The organism is Diaphorobacter ruginosibacter (genome assembly GCF_040396215.1).
GTDB classification, from domain to species: Bacteria; Pseudomonadota; Gammaproteobacteria; order Burkholderiales; family Burkholderiaceae_C; genus Diaphorobacter_A; species Diaphorobacter_A ruginosibacter_A.
Map to the genome: position 1 here is coordinate 1 of NZ_JBEBOW010000052.1, position 22,449 is coordinate 22,449.

At 66.2% G+C, this 22,449-nt stretch carries 17 protein-coding genes; 8 read left to right on the forward strand and 9 right to left on the reverse strand.

Annotation, left to right across the window (positions count from 1 at the left end; all coding sequences use genetic code 11):
• Together ABWP92_RS08530 and ABWP92_RS08535 are read left to right on the forward strand one after the other, a co-directional pair.
• Positions 1-792 (forward strand): branched-chain amino acid ABC transporter permease (locus ABWP92_RS08530; protein WP_353234950.1); only part of this gene is annotated, 792 nt, incomplete at its 5' end.
• 15 nt (positions 793-807) lie between these two features.
• Positions 808-1,806 carry a branched-chain amino acid ABC transporter permease gene (locus ABWP92_RS08535; RefSeq protein ID WP_353234951.1) on the forward strand — a complete coding sequence of 333 codons (999 nt, stop codon included), beginning with the start codon at positions 808-810 and terminating at the stop codon, positions 1,804-1,806.
• Between the two features lie 118 nt (positions 1,807-1,924).
• Here the strand turns inward: ABWP92_RS08535 and ABWP92_RS08540 are convergent, their stop codons facing one another.
• From ABWP92_RS08540 to ABWP92_RS08565, 6 genes are read right to left on the reverse strand one after another with little or no spacing between them, the layout of a single operon-like run.
• The gene (locus ABWP92_RS08540) at positions 1,925-3,097 is read right to left on the reverse strand and encodes a lipocalin-like domain-containing protein (protein ID WP_353234952.1); all 1,173 of its coding nucleotides are present in this window, start codon (positions 3,095-3,097) and stop codon (positions 1,925-1,927) included.
• A gap of 4 nt (positions 3,098-3,101) precedes the next feature.
• On the reverse strand, positions 3,102-4,175 hold the full coding sequence (locus ABWP92_RS08545) for a PLP-dependent cysteine synthase family protein (protein ID WP_353234963.1): 1,074 nt from the start codon (positions 4,173-4,175) through the stop codon (positions 3,102-3,104).
• A gap of 29 nt (positions 4,176-4,204) precedes the next feature.
• Positions 4,205-6,778, reverse strand: a complete 2,574-nt coding sequence (locus tag ABWP92_RS08550) for an ABC transporter permease (RefSeq protein ID WP_353234953.1) — start codon at positions 6,776-6,778, stop codon at positions 4,205-4,207.
• Positions 6,775-7,452, reverse strand: a complete 678-nt coding sequence (locus tag ABWP92_RS08555; protein ID WP_502907488.1) for an ABC transporter ATP-binding protein — start codon at positions 7,450-7,452, stop codon at positions 6,775-6,777. The genes ABWP92_RS08550 and ABWP92_RS08555 overlap by 4 nt, the downstream gene beginning before the upstream one ends.
• A gap of 26 nt (positions 7,453-7,478) precedes the next feature.
• Positions 7,479-8,459 carry a tRNA (adenosine(37)-N6)-dimethylallyltransferase MiaA gene (gene miaA, locus ABWP92_RS08560; RefSeq protein WP_353234955.1) on the reverse strand — a complete coding sequence of 327 codons (981 nt, stop codon included), beginning with the start codon at positions 8,457-8,459 and terminating at the stop codon, positions 7,479-7,481.
• Between the two features lie 58 nt (positions 8,460-8,517).
• A complete protein-coding gene (locus tag ABWP92_RS08565; protein WP_353234956.1) occupies positions 8,518-8,982 on the reverse strand; it encodes an HIT family protein in 465 nt (154 codons plus the stop codon).
• A gap of 177 nt (positions 8,983-9,159) precedes the next feature.
• Here ABWP92_RS08565 and ABWP92_RS08570 point away from each other — a divergent pair, with 177 nt between their 5' ends.
• Positions 9,160-10,470 (forward strand): glycerate kinase type-2 family protein, encoded by a 1,311-nt coding sequence (locus ABWP92_RS08570; RefSeq protein WP_353234964.1) that lies wholly within the window; start codon positions 9,160-9,162, stop codon positions 10,468-10,470.
• 208 nt (positions 10,471-10,678) lie between these two features.
• Here ABWP92_RS08570 and ABWP92_RS08575 read toward each other — a convergent pair whose 3' ends face one another.
• A complete protein-coding gene (locus tag ABWP92_RS08575) occupies positions 10,679-11,704 on the reverse strand; it encodes a porin (protein WP_353234957.1) in 1,026 nt (341 codons plus the stop codon).
• Between the two features lie 264 nt (positions 11,705-11,968).
• On the opposite strand from ABWP92_RS08575, the gene ABWP92_RS08580 reads away from it, so the two are divergent.
• Both ABWP92_RS08580 and ABWP92_RS08585 read left to right on the forward strand, forming a co-directional pair.
• Positions 11,969-12,592 carry a Crp/Fnr family transcriptional regulator gene (locus ABWP92_RS08580; RefSeq protein ID WP_353234958.1) on the forward strand — a complete coding sequence of 208 codons (624 nt, stop codon included), beginning with the start codon at positions 11,969-11,971 and terminating at the stop codon, positions 12,590-12,592.
• A 697-nt stretch (positions 12,593-13,289) separates the two neighbouring features.
• Positions 13,290-15,299 (forward strand): sensor domain-containing diguanylate cyclase, encoded by a 2,010-nt coding sequence (locus ABWP92_RS08585; RefSeq protein ID WP_353234959.1) that lies wholly within the window; start codon positions 13,290-13,292, stop codon positions 15,297-15,299.
• Positions 15,300-15,353: 54 nt separating this feature from the next.
• Here ABWP92_RS08585 and xdhB read toward each other — a convergent pair whose 3' ends face one another.
• Positions 15,354-17,648 carry a xanthine dehydrogenase molybdopterin binding subunit gene (gene xdhB, locus ABWP92_RS08590; RefSeq protein WP_353234965.1) on the reverse strand — a complete coding sequence of 765 codons (2,295 nt, stop codon included), beginning with the start codon at positions 17,646-17,648 and terminating at the stop codon, positions 15,354-15,356.
• Between the two features lie 80 nt (positions 17,649-17,728).
• Complete coding sequence (gene xdhA, locus ABWP92_RS08595) at positions 17,729-19,237, reverse strand: xanthine dehydrogenase small subunit (protein ID WP_353234960.1); 1,509 nt, start codon at positions 19,235-19,237, stop codon at positions 17,729-17,731.
• Positions 19,238-19,511: 274 nt separating this feature from the next.
• Between xdhA and ABWP92_RS08600 the strand changes: the two genes are divergently transcribed.
• From ABWP92_RS08600 to ABWP92_RS08610, 3 genes are all read left to right on the forward strand, one after another.
• Positions 19,512-20,444, forward strand: a complete 933-nt coding sequence (locus ABWP92_RS08600) for a LysR family transcriptional regulator (protein ID WP_353234961.1) — start codon at positions 19,512-19,514, stop codon at positions 20,442-20,444.
• A 163-nt stretch (positions 20,445-20,607) separates the two neighbouring features.
• On the forward strand, positions 20,608-22,173 hold the full coding sequence (locus tag ABWP92_RS08605) for an ABC transporter ATP-binding protein (protein WP_353234962.1): 1,566 nt from the start codon (positions 20,608-20,610) through the stop codon (positions 22,171-22,173).
• Positions 22,160-22,449: ABC transporter permease subunit (locus tag ABWP92_RS08610; protein ID WP_502907487.1), on the forward strand; the 290-nt coding region annotated here is incomplete at its 3' end. The genes ABWP92_RS08605 and ABWP92_RS08610, both read left to right, overlap by 14 nt.

The window sequence follows — 22,449 nt, forward strand, 5'->3', positions numbered from 1 at the left end:
CTGGCCGTGATCTTCGGCCTGCTCAACGTGATCAACTTCGCGCACGGCGCGCTGTTCATGCTCGGGGCGCTGCTCACCTGGATGGCCATGAACTATTTCGGCGTCAACTACTGGGTGATGCTGATCGTCTCGCCGCTGATCGTAGGGGTCGTGGGCATCGTGATCGAGCGCACCATGCTGCGCTGGATCTACAAGCTCGACCACCTCTACGGCCTGCTGCTCACCCTGGGCCTCACGCTGATCATCGAGGGCGTGTTCCGCTCCATCTACGGTGTGTCCGGCCTGGGCTACGACACGCCTGAACTGCTGGAAGGCGCGACCAATCTCGGCTTCATGATGCTGCCCAACTACCGCGCCTGGGTGGTTGTGGCTTCCCTCGCAGTGTGCCTGGCGACATGGTTCGTGATCGAGAAGACCAAGCTGGGCGCCTACCTGCGCGCGGGCACGGAGAACCCGCGGCTGGTGGAGGCCTTCGGCGTCAACGTGCCGGTGATGATCACGCTGACGTATGCATTCGGCGCGGCGCTGGCCGCCTTTGCCGGCGTGCTGGCCGCTCCGGTCTATCAGGTGACCCCGCTCATGGGGCAGAACCTCATCATCGTGGTGTTCGCGGTGGTGGTGATCGGCGGGATGGGCTCCATCATGGGCTCCATCCTCACGGGGCTGGGCCTGGGTGTGATCGAAGGACTCACCAAGGTGTTCTATCCCGAAGCCTCGTCCACCGTGGTGTTCGTCATCATGGCCATCGTTCTGCTCATCCGCCCCGCCGGCCTGTTCGGCAAAGAGAAATAAGCGGGGCCATCACAAATGAATACGAAGAAATTTGCTCCGATCGGCTACGGTCTCCTGCTGCTGGGCCTGATCATTGCCCCGTTCGCCGGCGCCTATCCGGTGTTCGTCATGAAGCTGATGTGCTTTGCATTGTTCGCTTCCGCCTTCAACCTGCTGCTCGGCTACACAGGGCTGCTGTCGTTCGGCCATGCCGCATTCCTGGGTGGCGCGGCCTACATCACCGGCCAGTCCATCAAGGTCTGGGGCTTCACTCCCGAGGTCGGCCTGATCCTCGGTACGTTGACGGGCGCGCTGCTTGGCCTCGTCATGGGCTTTTTCGCGATCCGCCGCCAGGGCATCTATGCGACCATGATCACGCTGGCCCTGGCGCAGATGCTGTTCTTCGCCTGCCTGCAACTGCCCTTCACGGGCGGCGAGGATGGGCTGCAGGGCGTGCCGCGCGGCAAGCTGTTCGGCCTGCTCGATCTGCAAAGCGACCTGACCATGTACTACGTCTGCCTGGTCGTGGTGGTGGCCGCGTTCCTGGTGATCGTGCGCACGATCCACTCGCCATTCGGGCAGGTGCTCAAGGGCATCAAGGAGAACGAACCGCGCGCGATCTCGCTGGGCTACGACACCAATCGCTTCAAGCTGCTGGCGTTCGTGATCTCGGCGGCCATCGCCGGTCTTGCCGGCTCGCTCAAGACGCTGGTGCTCGGCTTCGCCACCCTCTCCGACGTGCACTGGAGCGCCTCCGGCCACGTCGTGCTGATGACGCTGGTGGGCGGGCTCGGCACCCTGTCCGGCCCGCTGCTCGGCTCCGCCGTGGTGGTGATGCTGGAGAACAAGATCGGTGATTTCGGCAACTTCCTCGCGCACCTGACGAGCGTGGATTGGTTCAACACGCTGGGTGAATCGGTGACCATCGTGACCGGCCTGATCTTCGTCGTGTGCGTGCTGGCCTTCCGCCGTGGTCTCATGGGTGAGCTGATCGCGTGGCTGGAGCGCCGCCGCTCGTCCGGCAAGCCGCATTGAGGTGCCATCGGCCACCTGCGGCAGGCGGGAGTGCCCGCTGACCCGCAGATAGGAACCATGAAAGACAAGGCCCGCCAGTCGAAAAACGGCGGGCCTCGTTCATGATGGAGCGCGATTGCTAGTTCAGCCGGATGCCTCCGGCGTAGCCCGTCATTTCCAGGTAGCCACGGCCGACGGCACTGCCGCTCGCGTCCTTGAGTTCACTGATCCCTTCCCAGTAAACGGTGCCCGTGGAGCTTGTTCCGTCGAGCTCCTGATCGTCCAGCAGGGCGCGAACGCTGAACCGCCCGGCAGGCGTGGTCACCAGCCATTCGACGGGATAGCTTGCATTGCTGCGCGGACTGGCCCATTGCCGGCCCGGCGTGAACTCCACCTCGCCACGGGAAAAAATGCGCGGATGCCGCGCATCGGGCGCGCGCATCGAGCCGCCAGCCCAGAGCGTGCCGCCGTCGGCGCGCCGCAACCGGAATGCTGTGAGCGCGCTGCCGTCGAACAGGTTCATCCCGATCCAGTCCCAGCCCACGGCGTCGGGATGCATCAGTGCCTCGCTCCATTCGTGATCCATCCATGCGCGGTTGACGCGCGGATCGTCTCGCGCGGGAGCGATGCGGTGGCGCACTCCCTTGATCGACAGCGAGCCGCTCACCACCAGTTGCGGAACGCTGTAGTAGTAGCTGGCCTGATCCTCCTGAGGGCCCTTGCGCGAGAGTCCGTCGCTGCCCTGCAGGAGCAGGGGCTGGGTGGCGGACAGCGTCAGCGCGAGCTGGAAATCACGCGACTCGATGAGCGTCTCGAATGCGCCATGCGTGGCCGCGCGCGGTACGGCGGGCGGCGTTGCGCGCCGCAGCGACCAGTCGCGCAGATGGATGTCGCAGTCCTCCTCGGACGCTTGTGCGATCCCGAATCCGGCGCGGGCGATGCGCTGTTCGTGGTATTGCACACCGGCATGCAGATCGGTCACGGCGGCGTGCGCGAAGATGAGCTGCCGCGCGGCAAATTCGGAGCGCATCTGCTGCGTTGCCGCCACGCGTGAACGAAAGAAGGTGACCTGGAATCCGAACCGGGGCTCCCGGCTTTGCGCGTGGCTGCCGGATTCAGGGCGGGCATGCCCCGTGACGTACCACCACTCGGTCTGCATCCGGGGATGGCTGCCGTGGTCGCGCGGAAACTCCAGAACGCGCTGGGGAAGAGCCTGCGCGGCGGGCCACGCTGGCAGGGCGGCCGTGCCCAGCGCCCGCGCGGCGAACGCCATCCAGTCGCGCCGGCTCAGCGCGAGGCCCTTGGACATCATCGCGTCATGCCGTCAGGGCGCGGATGCTCGCGCTGGCCGGGCCGCACTCGCCCATGCAGTCCGCCACCCATTGGTCGTTGAAATAAGTGGGCAGATAGCGCTCGCCGGAATCGCACAGCAGCGAGAGAATCGAGCCGCTGGTTCCGGCCGCGCGCATCTCGCACGCCAGCCGCAGCATGGCCACGAAATTGGTGCCGGTGGATGGGCCGACGCGCCTGCCCAGCATGTCCGAGAGCGCGCGCATTGCGGCAATCGATTCGGCGTCCGCCACTTCCTCCATGCGATCGACCAGCGTGCGGATGAAGCTGGGCTCCACGCGCGGGCGGCCGATGCCTTCGATGCGCGAGCCGGGCGCGGTCAGCGACGCATCGCCCGTGCGATGGTATCGGGCGAATACGGAGCCCGCCGGATCGGCCACGCACAGCCGCGTGGCGTGGCGCTGGAAGCGGACGTACCGGCCGATGGTCGCGCTGGTGCCGCCAGTGCCCGCTCCGACCACGATCCAGGCCGGTATGGCATGGCGCTCGCGCTGCATCTGCGTGAACATGCTCTCGGCGATGTTGTTGTTGCCGCGCCAGTCGGTCGCGCGTTCGGCATAGGTGAACTGATCCATGTAGTGGCCGCCCGTCTGCCGCGCCACCTCGCGTGCGGCGTCGTACACCTCGCCGGCCTTGTCGACAAAGTGGCAGCGGCCGCCGTAGAACTCGATCAGGGCGATCTTCTCCGCGGAGGTGGAGCGCGGCATCACCGCGACGAAGGGCAGGCCCAGCAGCCGCGCGAAGTAGGCTTCGCTCACGGCGGTCGATCCGCTGGATGCCTCGACCACGGTCGAGCCCTCGCTGATCCAGCCATTGCACAGCGCATACAGGAACAGCGAGCGCGCCAGCCGATGCTTGAGGCTCCCGCTGGGATGGGTGGACTCATCCTTCAGGTACAGATCGATGCCATGCCCGGAAAATACCGGCAGGGGCAGCGGTATCAAATGCGTGTCGGCGCTGCGCTGGTAGTCGGCTTCGATGCGGTCGATGGCCTGGTACAGCCAGTTGCCGGGTGTGGTTGCGGTGGTCTTGTCGGTCATCGATGTGATCAGTGTGTTGGTGGATGCGCTCACCAATCTTCCTTGACGGCGAGTATCGCAGACCTTCCCGCCGCGGCGCGTCCCGCCATCCAGGCGGTGAACGTGCCAGAAACGACGAGCGCCAGGGCCAGCAAGGCCAGGCGGGGCAGGGGGAGCATCAGATCCATCGTCCAGTGAAAGCTCTGCGGGTTGACCACGTGGATGAGCACGGCGGAGACGGCGATGCCCAGCAGCGTTCCGGCGGCGGCGCCCACGCAGGTCCAGGCGGCCCCTTCGGCGGCGACCACGCCCAGTATCTGAGCGCGGGTGAATCCCAGGTGCGCGAGCAGCCCGAACTCCTTGCGGCGCGCGAGCACTTGCGCGCTGAAGCTCGCGGCCACGCCGAAGAGTCCGATGCCGATGGCGACGATCTGCAGCCAGTACGTGACGGCGAATGTGCGGTCGAAGATGGCCAGCGAGCGCGCGCGGATGGCTCCCGAGGTGGTGAATTCGAGCGCCGCGCCGGGCATCAGCGCGTTGATGCGTCGGCGCAGCGCGGGGATGTCGGCGTCCGAATGCGGCCAGATGGCGAGCTCGCTGGAGCGGGCATCGCCGGTGATGCGGGCATAGTCGGCGCTGTCGATGGCGATGGCGCCGAACTGGCGGATGTAGTCGCGCCAGACTCCGGCGACGAAAAAGCGCAAGGGCTGTTGCGATTGCTCGGGCGCATCCGGTTGCAATGCGCCCGCAAGCGCGGGCCAGCCGTCCGCGGGCCTGACGCCGTACAGCGCCTGAACGGCCTCGCTGATGTGGATGGGGATGGTTCCCGGCGGCGCCTGGAGCGGCGTGCCTACCAGCGGCAGCATCCGCTCGGCATGGCCGCCAAGCGGCCGGGCGAGCAGGGTGACGGGGGCCTGCGTGGCGCTGAGGCGAAGGCTGCTCGTGCGCTGCGCCTGCAGCCGTTCAACGCCGTCCAACTGCGTGATGGCGGCGGTCAGTTCAGCGGAGAAAATCGCCGCGTCGTCGCCGGGCTGCAAACCGGCGGCGCGGACATACAAAGGAGCGGGCACGACGGTTTCCAGCCACTGGCTGACCGATGTGCGGAAACTGCTCACCATGACGGTAAGCGCGACCGCCAGGCTCAGGCTGGCGACCACGCCGCCCACGGCGACCGAGGCCGCGCCGCGCATGCGGTGCGCGCGCTCGATGGCCAGCAGCGGCAAGGCATTTCGGTGCGCGAAAGGCAATGCCGCCTGCAGCAGCAGTTGCACCATCCACGGCAGCAAGGCGATGCCGCCGATCAGCAGGAGGCCAACCGCGCCGTAGGCCGCAAGCGGAATGCCATGAACCGGCGGCATCATGGCCAGGCCAGCGCTTGCGATCAGCAGCGCGAGCCCACGCCAGGGCTTGCTGGGCGCGCGCGTGATCGTGCCAAGCCCCTTGAGGGTCTGCGCGGGCGGCAGGCTTTGCGCGTGCCGGGCGGGCCACCAGCCGCCGGCCAGCGCTGCGCCCACGCCCAGCAATCCGTAGAGGCTCGCCGTGGCGGTGCTCCACTGCAACTGCGGCTGCATGCCGGAGAAATATCCCCCGCCCAGATCGCCGCCCAGAAGGCGCAGGGCCAGGGCGGCAAGCGCCGCTCCCAATGCCAGGCCCAGGGCGCTGCCAGCGATGCCGATGAGGCCGGCTTCCGCCAGCACCAGCGCCTGCCTTTGCCGTGGCGTGACTCCCAGCACGCCCAGCAGGGCGAGCTGGGCCGCGCGCTGCGATACGCTCAGCGCCAGCACCGAATAGACCAGGAATGCGCCGGTGAAAAGCGCGACCAGCGCCAGCACGGTCAAGTTCACGCGGTAGGCGCGCGAGAGGTTGTCCACGCGCTCGGCGGTATCGCACGGAACACTGATGATCGCGCCGCGCGGCCAGCCGGGCAGGGACTGCAGTTCATCGCGCACACCGGCCACGTCCGCGCCTTCTTGCAGTTGCAGATCGATGCGCGTGAGTTCGCCGGAGCGAGTGAAAAGATCCTGTGCGGCGCCGATGTCCATGACGGCGGCCGGCGCTCCTGGCGCGGCGATGGTGCCGGCGGGCTGGACGATCTGCCGCAGGGCGCCCGTCTGGAGGTTCAGGTGCGTTTTCAGCAGGTCGGGCTCATCCAGGTTCAGCGCCTTCATGGCGGCGGCGTTCAGGAACAGCGTGTCCGGAGCGAGGATGGAGAGCCGGTCCGCGCCCTTGGCGACGCGCGGCATCAGGGCCGGGGCGACCGCGGCCACGCTGAGCGTGTCGGTGCCGAGCACGCGTAAAGCGACAGGCGGCCGGGTCTGCCCCTGCACACCGGCGAGCACGGAAATCTCCAGCCAGGGCAGTGCGGCGGCGATGCCGGGCCGGTTGGCCACAAGGCGGTAGAGCGATTGCGGCAGTGTGCCGTGGGCGGCGCTTACTTCGAGGTCGGGCTGGCCTTGCACCGTGCGCACGGCGCGTGAGAACTCGCTGAGCGCCGAGGCGTTGATCAGCTGCACCGACAGCCCCAGGGCCACGCCCAGCATGACCGCCGCCACCGCCGCCAGAGTGCGCCACGGATGATGGCGGATGCCCTGCCATGAAACCGTGAGGAGCAGGGCGCGGATCATGAAGCCGCCGCGCTCCGGCCGGAAGCATGTTCGCGCATGCCCTGGGCGGTGAGCCGCAGCATGCGGTCCGCGCGGGCGGCGGCGTGTTCGGAATGCGTGACCAGCACCAGCGCCGCGCCATGCTCGCGCGTCTGCGCAATCAGCAGATCCATGATGCGCGCGGCCGTTTCGGGGTCGAGATTGCCGGTGGGCTCGTCGGCCAGCAGCAGCGCCGGGCGATGGATCAGGGCGCGCGCAATCGCCACGCGCTGCAGTTGTCCGCCAGAGAGCTCCTGCGGCAGTCGCGCTCCCATGTCCGCAAGCCCTACCGACTGGAGCATGGACTGCACCGTCGCGGAGTCGTTCCTGCCAAGCAGCAACAGCGGCAGCACCACGTTCTGCGCGACATCCAGATGCGGCAGCACGTGGAATGCCTGGAACACGAACCCCACATGGCCGCGCCGCCAGATCGCGCGGGCCCTGTCGTCCATGCCGGCCAGATCGGCGCCGTTGTGGACGATGCTGCCGCAGTCCCAGTGGTCCAGCCCGGCCATGCAATTGAGCAGCGTGGATTTGCCGACGCCGGACTCGCCCACCACGGCGATGAATTCTCCGGCGCGCACGTCCATGTCCACGTCGCGAAAGACCGTGGCGTTCCCGTAATGCCTGCCCACTCCGCGCAGCTGCGTCAGCACAGGGGGCGCGGCGCTTGCAGCGGCGCTCAAGGCAGGACCCTCGACGCCTGCATGTGCCCGATGATGGCGTCCACCAGCCGGTCGCAGGCGCCGGGCTGGTCGCAGGCGACTATCTGCCGCTCGGGCATGCCGCGCAGCCAGGTGATCTGGCGTTTGGCCAGTTGGCGCGTGGCCGCCACGCCGCGCTCGGCCAGCGTGGACAGGGGATGCAGTCCGTCCAGTGTTTCCCACGCCTGCCGGTAGCCTACGCAGCGCATCGACGGCAGTTCGGGATTCAGGTCGCCGCGCGCGCGAAGGCGCTTGGCCTCTTCGAGGAAACCGCTGTCGAGCATGGTTTGAAACCGCTGTGCGATACGTTGGTGCAGCCATGCGCGATCCTGCGGCTCCAGCGAGAAAAGCGCGTCTGCCGCAAGCGGGCTCGAATGGTTTTTCGCCGCTTGGCGGGAGTGGTGCGCCGACAGCGGTTTTCCGGAGACCAGCCAGACTTCGAGCGCGCGCTGGATGCGCTGGCTGTCGCCGGGCGCGAGCCGGGCGGCGGTGACGGCATCGACCCTGGCAAGCTCGGCGTGCATGGCCGGCCAGCCGATCTCGGCGGCCTGCGCGTCCAGCCTGGCGCGCACTTCAGCGTTGGCCGGGGGCATCTCGTCGATGCCCTCGATCAGCGCCTTGAAGTAGAGCATGGTGCCGCCCACCAGGACAGGGAACGCGCCGCGCGCATGGATTCCGGTCATCAGCCGATGGGCATCGGCCACGAATTCCGCGGCGCTGTAGCTTTGCAGCGGGTCGAGAATGTCGATCAGGTGATGCGGCACCCGCGCGAGCTCGTCCGCGGTGGGCTTGGCCGTGCCGATATCCATGGTGCGATACACCAGCGCCGAGTCCACGCTGATGATCTCCACGGGCATCCGGGGCGCAAGCCGCGCGGCCAGCGCCAGCGCCGCCGCGGTCTTGCCGGAGGCCGTGGGCCCGGCGATCGCAACGCAGGGCAGGAGAGAAAAATCGGTCATGCGCCGATTGTCCATCAGCGCGGCAGCCTTGAAGGCGTGCACGCCTTCCTTCGCCGGTTCAGTCTTTTGAAGGCGCGGGAGGCAGGGCGAGCGCGGACTTCAGCTTCAGCGCGTAGTCGGCAAGAACGGCAGCGCCCGGCTCCTTGCGCGGCCACGTCAGCTCGATGCCGTCATTCGCGTGGCGCGGCACGACATGCATGTGAAAGTGCCTGACGGTCTGGCCGCCTTCCGCGCCGTTGGCCTGCAACAGCGTCAGCCCGGCGGACGGGAAGGCCTTTTGCGCCGCGAGCGCGATGTGGCGGGCGGTTTGCATGACCGCGGCGGCTTCGGCGTCGGTCAGTTCCAGGAGGTTGTCGGCGTGGCGCCTGGTGGCCACCAGCACATGGCCGGGATTGACCTGGCCGATGTCCATGAAGGCGATGGTCAGGTCGTCCTCATGCACGATGGCGGAGGGAATCTCGCGCGCCGCCAGCCGGCAGAAAATGCACTCGCCCGCCGGCGACGTGTCTACGAAATGGGGCATGGCCCGTCTCCTTGCTCGATTGCGGATGCTGCAAGTCTACGCAATCCGGATTGCGAGCCGTGGAAAGTGGCGAGCGACATGGTGAAGCATGGATGAGGCGGCGCGATCGCTTCGTACAATTCGCGCATGTCTTCCCAAGCCTCGCCCGTCTCCCTCGACTCCGCCGCACAGGCCGCCATGCCGGACTTCCGGCGCGATCCTCGCGGCTTCTTGCTGTCGCTCTATGCCGTCGCTGTGCGCAGCGCGCAGCCGCTGCATACGTTGAAGGCCTGTCTGCCCGAGCCGCCGAAAGGCCGGACCATCGTGATCGGCGCGGGCAAGGCGGGCGCGGCCATGTCGCAAGCCGTGGAGGCGCTCTGGCCCGATGATGCGCCCATATCCGGCCTGGTGGTGACGCGCTACGGCCATATCCCCGAGCGTCCACCGGGGCTCAGGCAGCGCATCGACGTGGTGGAGGCCGCGCACCCGGTGCCCGATGCGGCGGGCATGCAGGCCGCCGAACGCATCCTGGAGCTGGTGCAGGGACTGACGAAGGACGATCTGGTGCTCTGCCTGATCTCCGGCGGCGGTTCGGCGCTGCTGAGCCTGCCAGCGGCCGGGCTGACGCTCGCGGACAAGCAGGCGATCAACAAGGCGTTGCTGGAGAGCGGCGCCAACATTGCGGAGATGAACTGCGTGCGCAAGCATCTCTCGCGCGTCAAGGGCGGGCGCCTGGCGGCAGCCTGCGCGCCTGCCCGGGTCGTGACGCTGACCATCAGCGACGTGCCGGGCGACGATCCCGCGGTCATCGCCAGCGGCCCCACGGTGCCGGACACCACCACGTGCGCCGATGCGCTGGACATTCTTCGGCGCTACGGCATCCCGGTTCCACGGCAAGTGCTTGCCCGGCTGGAGCAAGGCGGCCTTGAAACCCCCAAACCCGACAATCCGGTTTTCGCAGGGCATGAGGTGCACATGATCGCAACGCCGCAGCAATCGCTGGAGGCCGCGGCGCAGGCCGCGCGCGCGGCGGGAGTGCAGGCAGTCGTTCTCAGCGACGAGATGGAAGGGGAGTCGCGCGAGGTGGGCCGCGTGCATGCGGCCCTGGCACGGGCGGTGGCCAGGCGCGGCGCGCCATTTGCCAGGCCCTGCGTGATTCTCAGCGGTGGCGAGACGACCGTGACCATCCGCAGCCTGCCCGCTGGCACGCCCAGGGGCCGGGGTGGCCGCGCCGGGGAGTTCTGCCTCGGTCTGGCGCAGGCGCTGCAGTCGCAGGCCGACGTGTGGGCGCTGGCGGCGGATACCGACGGAATCGACGGTGTCGAGGACAACGCCGGCGCGTTCGTCGCGCCCGATACCCTGGCGCGTGCGGAATCGGCGGGCCGCAAGGTGGCTGATGCCCTTGGGCGCAATGACGCCTATGGATATTTCGAGGCCATCGGCGACCTGCTCGTGACCGGCCCCACGAACACCAACGTCAACGACTTCCGCGCCATCGTGGTGCTCTGAGCTGCAGTCCGCAGTCTTTCATCCTCCTCCTTGGCCATCAGCCGGAAGGCATGAAGCGCGCCCTTTCGGGACGCGCTTCCTTTTTTGTTGCCGGGCCGCCCCAAGACAAAAAGTTCCCCCTTGGGGGCTGCGGACCGCGCGCAGCGGGGGAGCGTGGGGGCCTTTTCGCATTGCGCCCGAACGGGCGCGGAGGCAGCGGCGGCGCCGGTCAGAAACGATGGCGGATGCCGACGCCGAAGCTGGTGCCGGAGTTGTAGCTGGTGATCTTGTCGTTCATCACCATGGCGTACACATCCGTGCGCTTGGACAGGTTGTAGTCGTAGCCCACGGTCAGCGTTTTGCGGTTCAGGTCGACGCCCGACAGCTTGGTCTGGGCCCACGAGCCGATCACCGATCCCGCACCCAGCGGAACGGACGCGCCCACCTGCAGCGTCTTGGCCTTCACGTCGGTGTCGTCGGCCTCGGACTGGCCGTAGGACAGATAGGGCTTGACCATCTTGAAGTCGTAGGCGCCGCCCAGCATCCAGGCGGTCTTGGTCGTGCCGAGGTAGGAGCCAGCGCCAGGGTTGCTGATCTGCGCGCGCTCGTAGAAACCGGTGACCGTCAACGGGCCGCCGAAATAGAAAAAGTTCGCGCCGACGTTCTTCTTGTTCTTGTTGTCGCCGGACTGTTCGCCAAACTGGTATTGCAGGTTGGCCTTGAAACCGCCGATGTCCGGAGTGCTGTAGACCAACTGGTTGCTCCAGCCGGTGTCGGAGGGAGTGGTCGACTGCCACCCTGTCCGGTTGAACAGAGGCACGTTCATGTGCAGGATCAACGGCGAGAACACAAACGAATCGCCCAGCGGGTTGGCCACGACCGAGGGAAGGAAGTTCGGCGCCATCCAGCGGCCGAGCAGCACCGAGCCGAATCCGCCGGACAGGCTGACGTTGGCATCGCGCGAGAAGAAGGTATCGCCCGTGAAGCGGCCCTGCGTGCCGTCGTCCGTCTGCAGGAACGAGGTCAGTTGGAAGTTCGCCTTCAGCCCGCCGCCCAGGTCTTCCGACCCGGAAAACCCGAACCATGAAGTGGTCAGGCCGCCACTGTTCACCACATTGGTGCGGCCATCGTCGCCAGCCGCCTTCATGGAGCCAACGAAAATGTCGCTGATGCCGGAAATCTGCACGCTGCTCTGGGCAAATGCGCTAGTGGTGCAAACAAGTGTGGCCGCGATGGCCAGCATGGTTTTTTTCATGAATTCTCCTTCTGAAAAAGTAAACCGCCACATGGGGAGCGGATGTTGGGCCCACGGACGGAATCCGTAATGGATGACGAATTTGTGTCTGAGGGTAAATTGTCGAAAAGCAAACAACGTGCCGCCAGCTTTTTTTTGATTTTTCTTAATAAGTGTTGTTTGTTTCGCTACAAGCAGAACCCCGGGCAATCCCCCGCAGCTCGGAACAGGTGTTTTGATATGTCTCAATGTAGAGGGCGGGCTTGGGCGTCAAAGTAATGCCCTATGGTCCCTCTGTCCTCCTTCCATTCTGCTAACCTGCCTGAAATCGTCCAAGCTGGACGTGTGCTGCGCGAACGCTCGCAGCGCCCTGACAGCGTGATCTATCTGGACAGCGGGCGGGTTCTCTTCGGACTCCTGGAGTCCGGCCAACTGCGCCACCAGCTCGGCATGGTGGAAGGGCCCGTCTGGCTGGACGCCGCGCCCGTACTCATGGATCAGTCCTATCCGCTGGATATAGTGGCTGACACCCAGGTCAGCCTGCGCCGCATCAGCTTGGCCGAGTTCCGGCAGGCCTATGCAGGCCTCAGCAAGGAAACGCAGACCCTCGTGCGTGACATGGCCGCAGGATATTTTCAGCAGACCGAACTGGCGGTCAGCCGGCTCGCGCAGGACGCTGAGGCCCGCTGCGCCCAGTGGCTGCTTCGCAATGCGGCTCCAGCTGAAGACGGCAGCCTGCAAGTCACGCTGCAGCAGCGCAAACGGCTGATTGCTGCGCAACTGGGGATTGCGCCCGAGACCTTTTCACGGGTTCTCCGCCATTTGCGTGAGCATGGGTTGATTTCAGGCACGGGCAATGTATTGAGCCTTCCCCAGCCGACCGCGCTGCAGAACGTGGCGCGTTGCTGATCAGCGGGCAACGGGGCGGCTGCGGCAGTCGGCCTCATTGGCAAATTTTTTTCTTCAAGGTTGGAAGTTGGCGCGTCGGGTTTTCTGCCCGACGCGCTTTTTTCTTTCAGCCGCTGCGCTGATACCGCCGCTCGAAACGCCTTGCGGCTCATCGGGCGCTCACCTGGGGGAGCGGCTGAACCGTGCGGCATTGCTTCATTCTGGCCGCAAATTCCCAACCAACCGGATCGTGACGGCTGCCTCATGCCCTTGCTGCTGGTGAATCCCGTATGACTGAGTCGTGGCTGCCGTGTGGATTTTCTGCCGGCATCGAGGCTCTCTTTCGTGCATCGGTGCGCTGAACGGGTGCATGGGAGCCCCATTGGCAGGCATGTTGGTATATATCCCTTCGATTAATGCGGATTTTCCTGGGCATATTGATGGTGGCTTCCTGGAATTCAGGGAAAACACCGGGTGTGTTTTTACACTCCATAAGGGATTTCGCTGATTCAGGTATTAATCCCAACCACCATGTGACAGGGCAAACGTATATTCCCGACGACATGGCGAGTGCCTGATTGAGACAGTCAGGCGTTGGTCATCCAACACGTCCCCATTCGATATTGACGATTGCCAGGCAAAGGTAATCCCCGCCGACATGACTATTGATGCGCCCATCGAAGACGAGGTTTCGGATTCCGGACCGGATGGCTCAGTCATGTCCGAGTTGAATATGCCGGGCCCGCTGGTGCGGCGCATGATGCTGATCGCCCTGATCTGCGTGCTGCTGGCCGGTTGGCTGGCCGCATGGGTGGTTTCCAGGGCGTCGGCGGAGGAACTGAGCAGTCGGCTCGTGCGGCAACAGACGGATGAGGTTGAACTGGTGGCTCGTCTGCTCGCCAGCAAGATCGAGCAGAGCCAGAAGGTGCTCGGCACGGTGGCCGAAGGCATTACGCCGCAGATGCTGCAATCCCCGTCGCTGCTGGAATGGATGCTCCAGCAAGGGCTTCCGGCGCTGCGTTTCTTTGATGCCGTGGAAATTGCCCGTGCGGATGGCCGGCTGATTCTCAATCTCCAGAACGGGAAGATGGAGCCCGCGGCCAGCCTGGATGCCGAAGAGCGCGATATTCTGTTGCGCACCATGGTGAAGGGCAAGCCCCAGGTGTCGGGTGTGCTGGGTTCTGTGGCCGGCCTGGCGCGGATCATGTTCACGCTGCCCATTGTTGCCGACGATGGCAAGGTGAGCGGCGTCGTGGGCGGTGTGCTGCGGCTGCAATCGCAAGGGCTGCTTCCGCATTCACTGGGTCTGCCGGGGCGCGATGATTCCCGGCTGATCGTCTTCACCTCCGACGGCGTCATTCTCTCGCACCCCGAACTGGAACGTGTCATGGGCAACGTTGCGAGCGAGCCGGGGCTTGGCGAGGCGTATGCGCGATGGCGCGAAGAGCGCACGCCGATCTCGACGGGACGAGGCGAGACCGCAACCATCGATGATCGCCTGGTCAGCATGGCTGGCGTTCCCATGCCGCAATGGTGGGTGGCCCGGGTGACGGATACACGCGCGCTGCTGGCCCTGTATGGCGCGCAGCACCGCAAATTGTGGATCGCCGCGGCGTGCGTGCTGACCTTCGGATTGCTGGCGATGCTGATCATGGCCTGGGTGGCCCTGCCGTTGACGAGATTGCATCGGCGGGCGCAAGCCATTTTGCTGTCGCAAGGCACGCCGGAAAGCCGGCCTGAGACTTCCGAGGAGCCCGACATGCTGACCGGCGCGCTCGATCACCTGGAAGCGCAGCAACTGCACAGTGGCCATCAGGCGGAGTTTTCACGGCTTCAGCTTCAGGGCATCCTGGAGCAGGCGCCCGTAGGCATCGTGATCACGCGCAACGACGTGCTGGAGTTCCTCAGCCAGCAGGCCAGCCTGATGCTGGGCTACTCCAGGGCTGAACTGGAGGGACGCTCCGTGAAATGCCTGTTCGTCGATGAGGGAAAGTTCGGCGAACTGGAGCGGCAGATACGCGAGGGCGCTGCCACGCGGCGCGGCTACGAGGGTGAGTTCGCCCTGCGGCGCAAGGATGGCAGTCTGCTGTGGGCGCGCGTGCTGGGCCGCATGGCTTTTGACCTGCCGTCCGCCATGGCGGCGGTGTGGGTGCTGGAGGATGTGGCCGCGGCCCATGACGAGCGCCATGGCAGCTCGCGCGACGCGCTGACCAATCTGCCCAACCGCTCCGCGTTCCTGGAGCGCCTGAAGGCGCAGCTTGTGCGCAATGCGGAGCTCACCAGAGCCGAACAGCTCTCGCCAGGCAGCGGCGTTGCGCTGCTGTTCATCGATCTTGACCACTTCACCCTGGTGAACGACCGGCTGGGGCATGAAGCCGGAGACCTGCTGCTCAAGCAGTTCTCGAGCATGCTGGAAGAACTGGTGCGCCATGTGGGCTGGGCCGCGCGGCTGGGCGGCGACGAGTTTGCCGTGGTGCTGCCGGACTGCACCGTGGCCCGGGCGGAGATGGTGGCCGAGCATATCCGCGCGTCGGTCGAAGCGTGGGAGTTCAGCTATGAAGGCGAGCTCTCGAACACCACGGTCAGCATCGGGATCGTTGTGGCCCCCGCCGATCTGGAGGACGTCACGCCCTGGCTGCGAGCGGCCGACATGGCCTGCTATTACGCCAAGCGGGCAGGGCGCAACCGCGCCATGATCCGGGAGATGACGGACAAGGCCGCGGCTTGATCCCGTGCCTGCCCTTGGGCCCCGTGGGAGCGCATCCCTCGAGGCGCATGCGGCTCAGTCCAGCCGCCTGATGGAGCGAAGCACGTTTTCGGCGGTCGCGGGGGCGGTGAGCGTCACGGGCTCGCCGGTGTTCGCCGTGGCGGCCGCGATGGCGTCGCGCAACGCTTCGTACACGCTGATGGCCAGCATGAAGGGCGGCTCGCCAACGGCCTTGCTGCCGCCGACGTTGTCTTCGCGGTTGGCTTCGGGCCACAGCGCTATGTTCAGGTGCCGGGGAATGTCGCCGGTGGCGGGGATCTTGTACGTGCTCGGCGCGTGGGTGCCAAGCACGCCCTCCTTGTTCCATACCAGTTGCTCGGTGGTGAGCCAGCCCATGCCCTGCACGAAGCCGCCCTCGATCTGGCCGATGTCGATGGCCGGGTTGATGCTCCGGCCCACGTCGTGAAGCATGTCCACGGCGAGCACGCGGGACTCGCCCGTCAGCGTGTCGATCGCCACCTCGCTGCAGGCCGCGCCGTAGGCGAAGTAGTAGAACGGGCGGCCGGTGAGCGTGGTCTTGTCGTAGTGGATCTTGGGCGTGCGGTAGAAGCCGTCGCTCCACAGCTGGATGCGGTTGGCATAGGCTTCCTTGACCACGTCGTTCCAGTCGCGGGTGCGCTTGGGCGTGATGACCTTGCCGCCGGCAAACCGCACCGCGCCCGCGCCGACCGCGTCCAGCCCGCAGACGTACGAGGCGATGTTGTCGCGGATATTGCGCGCCGCGAACTGGGCCGCGCGGCCATTCAGGTCGGTGCCGCTCGATGCGGCCGTGGCGCTTGCGTTGGGCACCTTGCTGGTGTCGCTGGCGGTGACGATCACGCGCTCGAACGGCACGCCCAGCTCATCGGCCACGATCTGCGCCACCTTGGTGTGCAGCCCCTGGCCCATTTCCGTGCCACCGTGATTCACCTGCACGCTGCCGTCGGTATAGACGTTGACGAGCGCGCCGGCCTGGTTGAACAGCGTCGCGGTAAAGCTGATGCCGAACTTCACCGGCGTGATGGCGAGTCCGCGCTTGATCACCGCGCTGCCCGCGTTCCAGCGCGCAATGGCCTGCCTGCGCATGCGGTAGTTGGATGATTGCTCCAGCGCGGGCAAAAGCTCGTGCAGGATGTTGTCCTCCACCTTCATCTGGTAGTGGGTGACGTTGCGCTCGTTGATTCCGTAGAGGTTGCGCATGCGCACGTCCAGCGCGTCCATGCCCAGCGCGCGCGCGATGTCGCCCAGAATGGCCTCGATCGCGATCACCCCCTGCGGGCCGCCGAAGCCGCGGAACGCGGTGTGGCTCTGGGTGTTGAGCTTGCAGCGGAAGGAGGCGATGTCCACGTCCTCCAGAAAGTAGGCGTTGTCGCTGTGGAAGACGGCGCGGTCGGCCACCGGGCCGGAGAGATCGGCGCTGAAGCCGCAGTTGGCCGCCAGCTGCAGCTTCAGCCCGGTGATCCGGCCGGTGCCGTCGAAGCCGACGTCGTATTCATATTCGAACGGGTGCCGCTTTCCGGTGACCATGAAATCGTCGTCGCGGTCCAGGCGCAGCTTGACCGGCCTGCCGGTCTTGTTCGCCGCGACGGCGGCCCAGACGGCGAGGTGCCCCGCCTGGGTTTCCTTGCCGCCGAAGCCGCCGCCCATGCGCCTGCATTCCACGCGCACGGCGTTGTTTTCGATGCCCAGCGCATGCGCCACCCAGTGCTGCACTTCGCCGGGATGCTGCGTGCTGGAGTAGATCCACCATTGGTTCTGTTCAAGCGGCAGCGCATAGGCGATCTGGCCTTCGAGATAGAAGTGCTCCTGTCCGCCCACCTCAAAATGGCCCTGCAGCCGGTGCGCGGCCCGCGCCAGTGCGGCCGAGGCATCTCCACGGCGCACGTGGACCGGCGGCAGCACGTAGCTTTCGGCGTCGAGCGCATCGCGCACCGAAAGAATGGCGGGCAGCGGCGTGATGTCCAGCTTCACAGCCCTGGCCGCGCGGCGCGCCTGCATCACCGATTCGGCGATTACCAGGCCGATGACCTGTCCCGCAAACTGCACGGTGTCGGTGGCGAACACGGGTTCGTCGTGCGCGAACGCGGCGAGGATCCTGTCGCCGGGAACATCGCCTGAGAACACCACGTCGCACACGCCCGGCATGGCGAGCGCGGCGCTGGCGTCCACGCCGTGGAGCTTGCCGTGCGCCACGTTGGAGAGAATCGGCGCGGCATACAGCGTGCCCTTGATTTCCGCGATGTCGTCGATATAGTCCACGGCGCCGGCCACCTGGGCTCGCGCGCTTTCATGGGCGTGGGATGTGCCGATTGCGGGCCGGGGCGCATCCATGGGTGTGCCGGAGGAGGGGCTTGCGGGCGCGGCGGCGAGGGTGTCTTCGCACGGAGCGTCCAGCGGGTTGTCGCGTGTGTTCATGCCAACACCTCCAGTGGGTGCAGTGTGCCCAGGGTGACACGGGAGCGGTCGTCGCCCGAAGTCTCCAGCCAGAAGCGCCGCAGCAGCGCGCCAAGCACTTCCTTGCGATATGCGCTGCTGGCGCGCATGTCGGAGATCGGGTCGAATTCGGACTGCAGCTCCTTGCCGGCCTCGATCGCCAGGGACTGCGTCCATGGCTGGCCGATGAGCGCCGCCTCCGTCTTCACCGCGCGGGCCGGTGTTGCCGACACCCCGCCCGCGCCGATGCGCGCCTGCCGGACGATGCCGCCCTCGATCTGCAGATTGAGCACCAGGCACACTGCGGAGATATCGTCGTCGAAGCGTTTGGACACCTTGTAGGCGGCCAGTTTCTGCCCGGCGGCGGGCAGCGGCAGGTGGATGGCCGTCAACAGCTCATCCGCCGCCAGCAGGTTCTTCCGGTAGCCGGTGTAGAAGTCCTCCAGCGGCAGATGGCGTTCGCCGCGCACGCTCGCAAGCGTGATGCTGGCGCCCAGCGCGATCAGCAGCGGCATGGAGTCGCCGATCGGCGAGCCGTTGGCGACGTTGCCGCCCAGCGTTCCGGAGTTGCGCACAGGCATGCCCGCGAAGCGCGCGGCGAAGCGGTGGAGCTGAGGCCACTGCCGCTCCAGCGCGTGGAATGCGTCCGTCAGGCGCACGGCCGCGCCGATGCTGATGCCCGATGCCGAGACCGTCACCTCGCGCAGCTCCTTGGCGCGGGTGACGTCGAGGATCTGCGCATATTGCCTGTGCATCTTGGTGATCCACAAGCCGACATCCGTCGTGCCTGCCACCACGAGCGCCTGCGGGTGCGCGGCGCGCGCCTGCAGCAGCGCCTCCAGTGATTCTGGAGCCATGTAGGGCGAGGAGGGTTCAGGGGCGCTGGACTGCCCGGCCTTCAGCGCGGCGAGCTGCCGGAGCAGCTCATGCTCATTAACGCGCATGCGCGGCAGGCCGGCCATGGATTGCGCCGCATCGAATATCGGCCGGTAACCGGTGCAGCGGCACAGGTTGCCGGAGAGTTCCTCGACCGCCAGCTCGCGCGTGACGGCTTCGCCCTTGCAGACATGGTTCTGGTACATGCCGAACATGCTCATCACGAAGCCCGGCGTGCAGAACCCGCATTGCGAGCCGTGGCAGTCGACCATGGCCTGCTGGACGGGGTGCAGGCTGGGGCTGGCGTTCCTGTCCTCGGGCTGGATCAGCGGATCGTTCGCCAGATCCTCCACCGTCCACAGCGCCATGGCGTCGATGGAGTGCGCAAGGCGGATGCAGCTGTTGATGGTCTGGTAGCGCACGGCGCCGTCGCGCTCCGAGCCCAGCACGACGGTGCAGGCGCCGCAGTCGCCTTCTGCGCAGCCTTCCTTGGTGCCGGTGCAGTTCATGTCTTCACGCAGCACTTCGAGCAGGGTGCGGTCAGGCGCTATGCCGTTGAGCGTCACGGTCTTTCCGCGACGGATGAAGCGCAGGGGGCGGGTGGTGCTCATGGGCGGATCGGTCCTGTGATCGGTGTGGAGGCTTCCATGCGGTAAGGGTAAGTGCGGAACGACTCGGTATATATATGAATGGCGATATACCGCGGATGTCTGCAACACTATGAACGCCCTCGCGCGACCGCGGGCTGGCTCTCGGGCAAGGCGTATGACGCTTGCGCCGCACGGGCTCGCATCTTGCTTGCTGCCACTTGCGTGGCGGGGGCGGGTTTTCGCTCCGGTTTGAACAATATAAGCCAACACATATGGCCTGAATGCAGCTCCGCGTATGAGAGAACAGTACCTTTTCGACAAGATAGACCTCCATCTCATCAGGGTGTTGCATACCGTGCTTGTTGAAAGAAGCGTATCGAAGGCGGCGATCAAGCTGGGCATGCACCAGCCGGCGGTGTCGGCTGCGCTCAAGCGGCTGCGCGACCTCTCGGGCGATCCGCTGCTGGTGCGCTCCGGGGGCAACATGCTGCCCACGGATACGGCGCTGCGCATGGTGGAGCCCGCCGCGCGCATCCTGCGCTCGGCCGAAGCGCTTTTCTCTGATGCGCGCGGTTTCGATCCGCACACCGCCACGCGCACTTTTCGCGTGATGGCCAACGACTATCTCGATCCGCTGTTCCTGCCCCGTCTTGTGGCGCGCATCAAGGCCGAGGCGCCCCTGTGCCCCATCGAGGTGCTTCCGCTGTCGCCGGATGTCCACTACCAGGCGCATCTGGCGCAGGGCGAGGTCGATCTGGTGATCGCCAACTGGCCCAAGCCGCCGGAGGACCTGCACCTGGGCAGGCTTTTCTCCGATGAGGTGGTCTGCCTGGTTGCGCGCGACCATCCGGTGGTGCGCCGTGGATGGGATCGCGACGAATGGCTGGCCGCCGAGCATATCGCGCCGACCCCGACCTTTCCCGGCGCGAAGGGCGTGATCGACCTGCAGCTCGACGAGATGGGACTCACGCGCAACGTGGCCGCGCGCTGCGCGCATTTCAGCCTCATTCCCGATATCGTGGCATCGAGCTTGCTAGTGCTGACCACGGGGCGGCAGTTCTGCCAGCGGTATGTGCAGCGCCTGCCCGTGGTGGTGCTGCCTTGCCCGATCGAATTCCAGCCGCTGAACTATTACCAGCTTTGGCATTCCCGTTCCCATCACTCGGCGGCGGCCGTCTGGCTGCGCCAATGCGTGCGCGGCGTGGCGGATTCGCTTCGAACATATTAGGAGGTTCGCACCCGCAGTCCATCGCATCGGCGCATGCGCGATTCGCGCATGTTGCCCACGGGCCGGTCCAGGCAAGGGCAGCCCTGGTGGATCGCCGATGCGCGGCGGGCGGGGAATGCCTGTTTCGCCGCCAACCATCGACAACTAAGAGACAATCTCGCGCATGACTTTTTCCGATCAGAATTTTTCGCCGTCACCAGCGCCGCGTTTGCAGCTGAACGGTATAACCAAGCGATACCCGTCCGTTGTTGCAAATAATTCGGTATCGCTCACGGTTCTTCCGGGAGAGGTCCACGCCATTCTGGGCGAAAACGGAGCGGGCAAGTCCACGCTCATGAAGATCATCTATGGTGCGGTCAAGCCGGATGAGGGCGGCATCGTCATCGACGGCAAGCCGGTGCAGATCCGCAACCCCCAGGAGGCGCGCCAGCTTGGCATCGCCATGGTGTTCCAGCATTTCAGCCTGTTCGATACGCTCACCGTGGCGGAGAACGTCTGGCTGGGGCTGGACAAGAGCATCGCGCTGGCGGATGTCGTCGCCAAGGTGGAGTCCACCGCGAGGGAGTACGGCCTGGAGGTCGATCCGCACCGTCCGGTGCATACGCTGTCGGTGGGCGAAATGCAGCGCGTGGAGATCATCCGCGCGCTTCTCACGCGCCCGAGGGTGCTGATCCTCGACGAGCCCACTTCGGTGCTCACGCCGCAGGCGGTCGAGAAGCTGTTCGTGGTGCTGCGCAGGCTGGCTTCCGAGGGGTGCTCGATCCTCTATATCAGCCACAAGCTGCACGAGATCCGCGCGCTGTGCACGGCTTGCACGGTGCTGCGCGCCGGCGTGGTGACGGGCGTGTGCGATCCCTCGCGGGAAACCAATGCATCGCTCTCGCGCATGATGATCGGCTCGGAGCCGCCGGGGCTGGAGCATCGCGCATCCAACGCCGGGCCGGTGGTGTTGAAGGTGAACCGGCTCAGCCTGCCCAGGCTGGATCAGTTCGGCGTCGATCTGGCGGGCATCGATTTCCAGGTGCGTGAAGGCGAGGTGGTGGGTATTGCCGGTGTGTCGGGCAATGGCCAGCGCGAACTGCTGTACGCGCTGTCGGGCGAGGATACGCGCGCGGCGCCGGCGATGATCCAGGTCTCCGGGCAGGATGCGGGCCGCATGGGGCCGGGCCGCCGCCGGGCGCTGGGCCTGCACTTCGTGCCGGAAGAGCGCCTGGGGCGCGGCGCCGTGCCGAGCATGAGCCTTGCGCACAACCTGCTGCTCACGCGCAAGACGGCCCTGGGCAAGGGCGGCTGGATCCGCATGGGGCGGCTTCAGCATCAGGCGCGCGACATTATTTCGCGCTTCAACGTGAAGGCTGGCGGGCCGGGCGCGGCCGCGCAGTCGCTCTCGGGCGGCAATCTGCAGAAATTCATCGTGGGGCGCGAGATCGATGCGCAGCCCAGCCTGCTGATCATCTCCCAGCCCACCTGGGGCGTGGACGTGGGAGCGGCGGCGCAGATCCATGGCGAGATACTGAAGCTGCGCGACGCCGGCTGCGCCGTGCTGGTGCTCAGCGAGGAGTTGGACGAATTGTTTGAAATATGTGATCGCCTCCACGTGGTGGCCAAGGGGCAGCTCTCGCCCTCGATCCAGCGCGAGGATGCGACCGTGCAGCAGATCGGCGAATGGATGAGCGGCCTGTGGGACGGCAGTCCGGCAAAAGCGGGAGGCGCCCATGTTCAAGCTTGAGCAACGTCCCCAGCCTTCCCGCTGCTGGACCTATGGCTCGCCGATCCTGGCGCTGGCCATCACGGTGGTGATCGGCGTGTGCCTGTTCGCGCTGCTTGGCAAGGATCCGGTGCGCGGGTTGATGGCATTCTTCTGGGAGCCGGTCAAGTCCGGCTACGCCCTGGCCGAACTCACCATGAAGGCCACGCCGCTGCTGCTGATTGCGCTGGGGCTGGCCGTGTGCTTTCGCTCCAACGTGTGGAACATCGGCGCGGAAGGGCAGTTCGTCATCGGCGC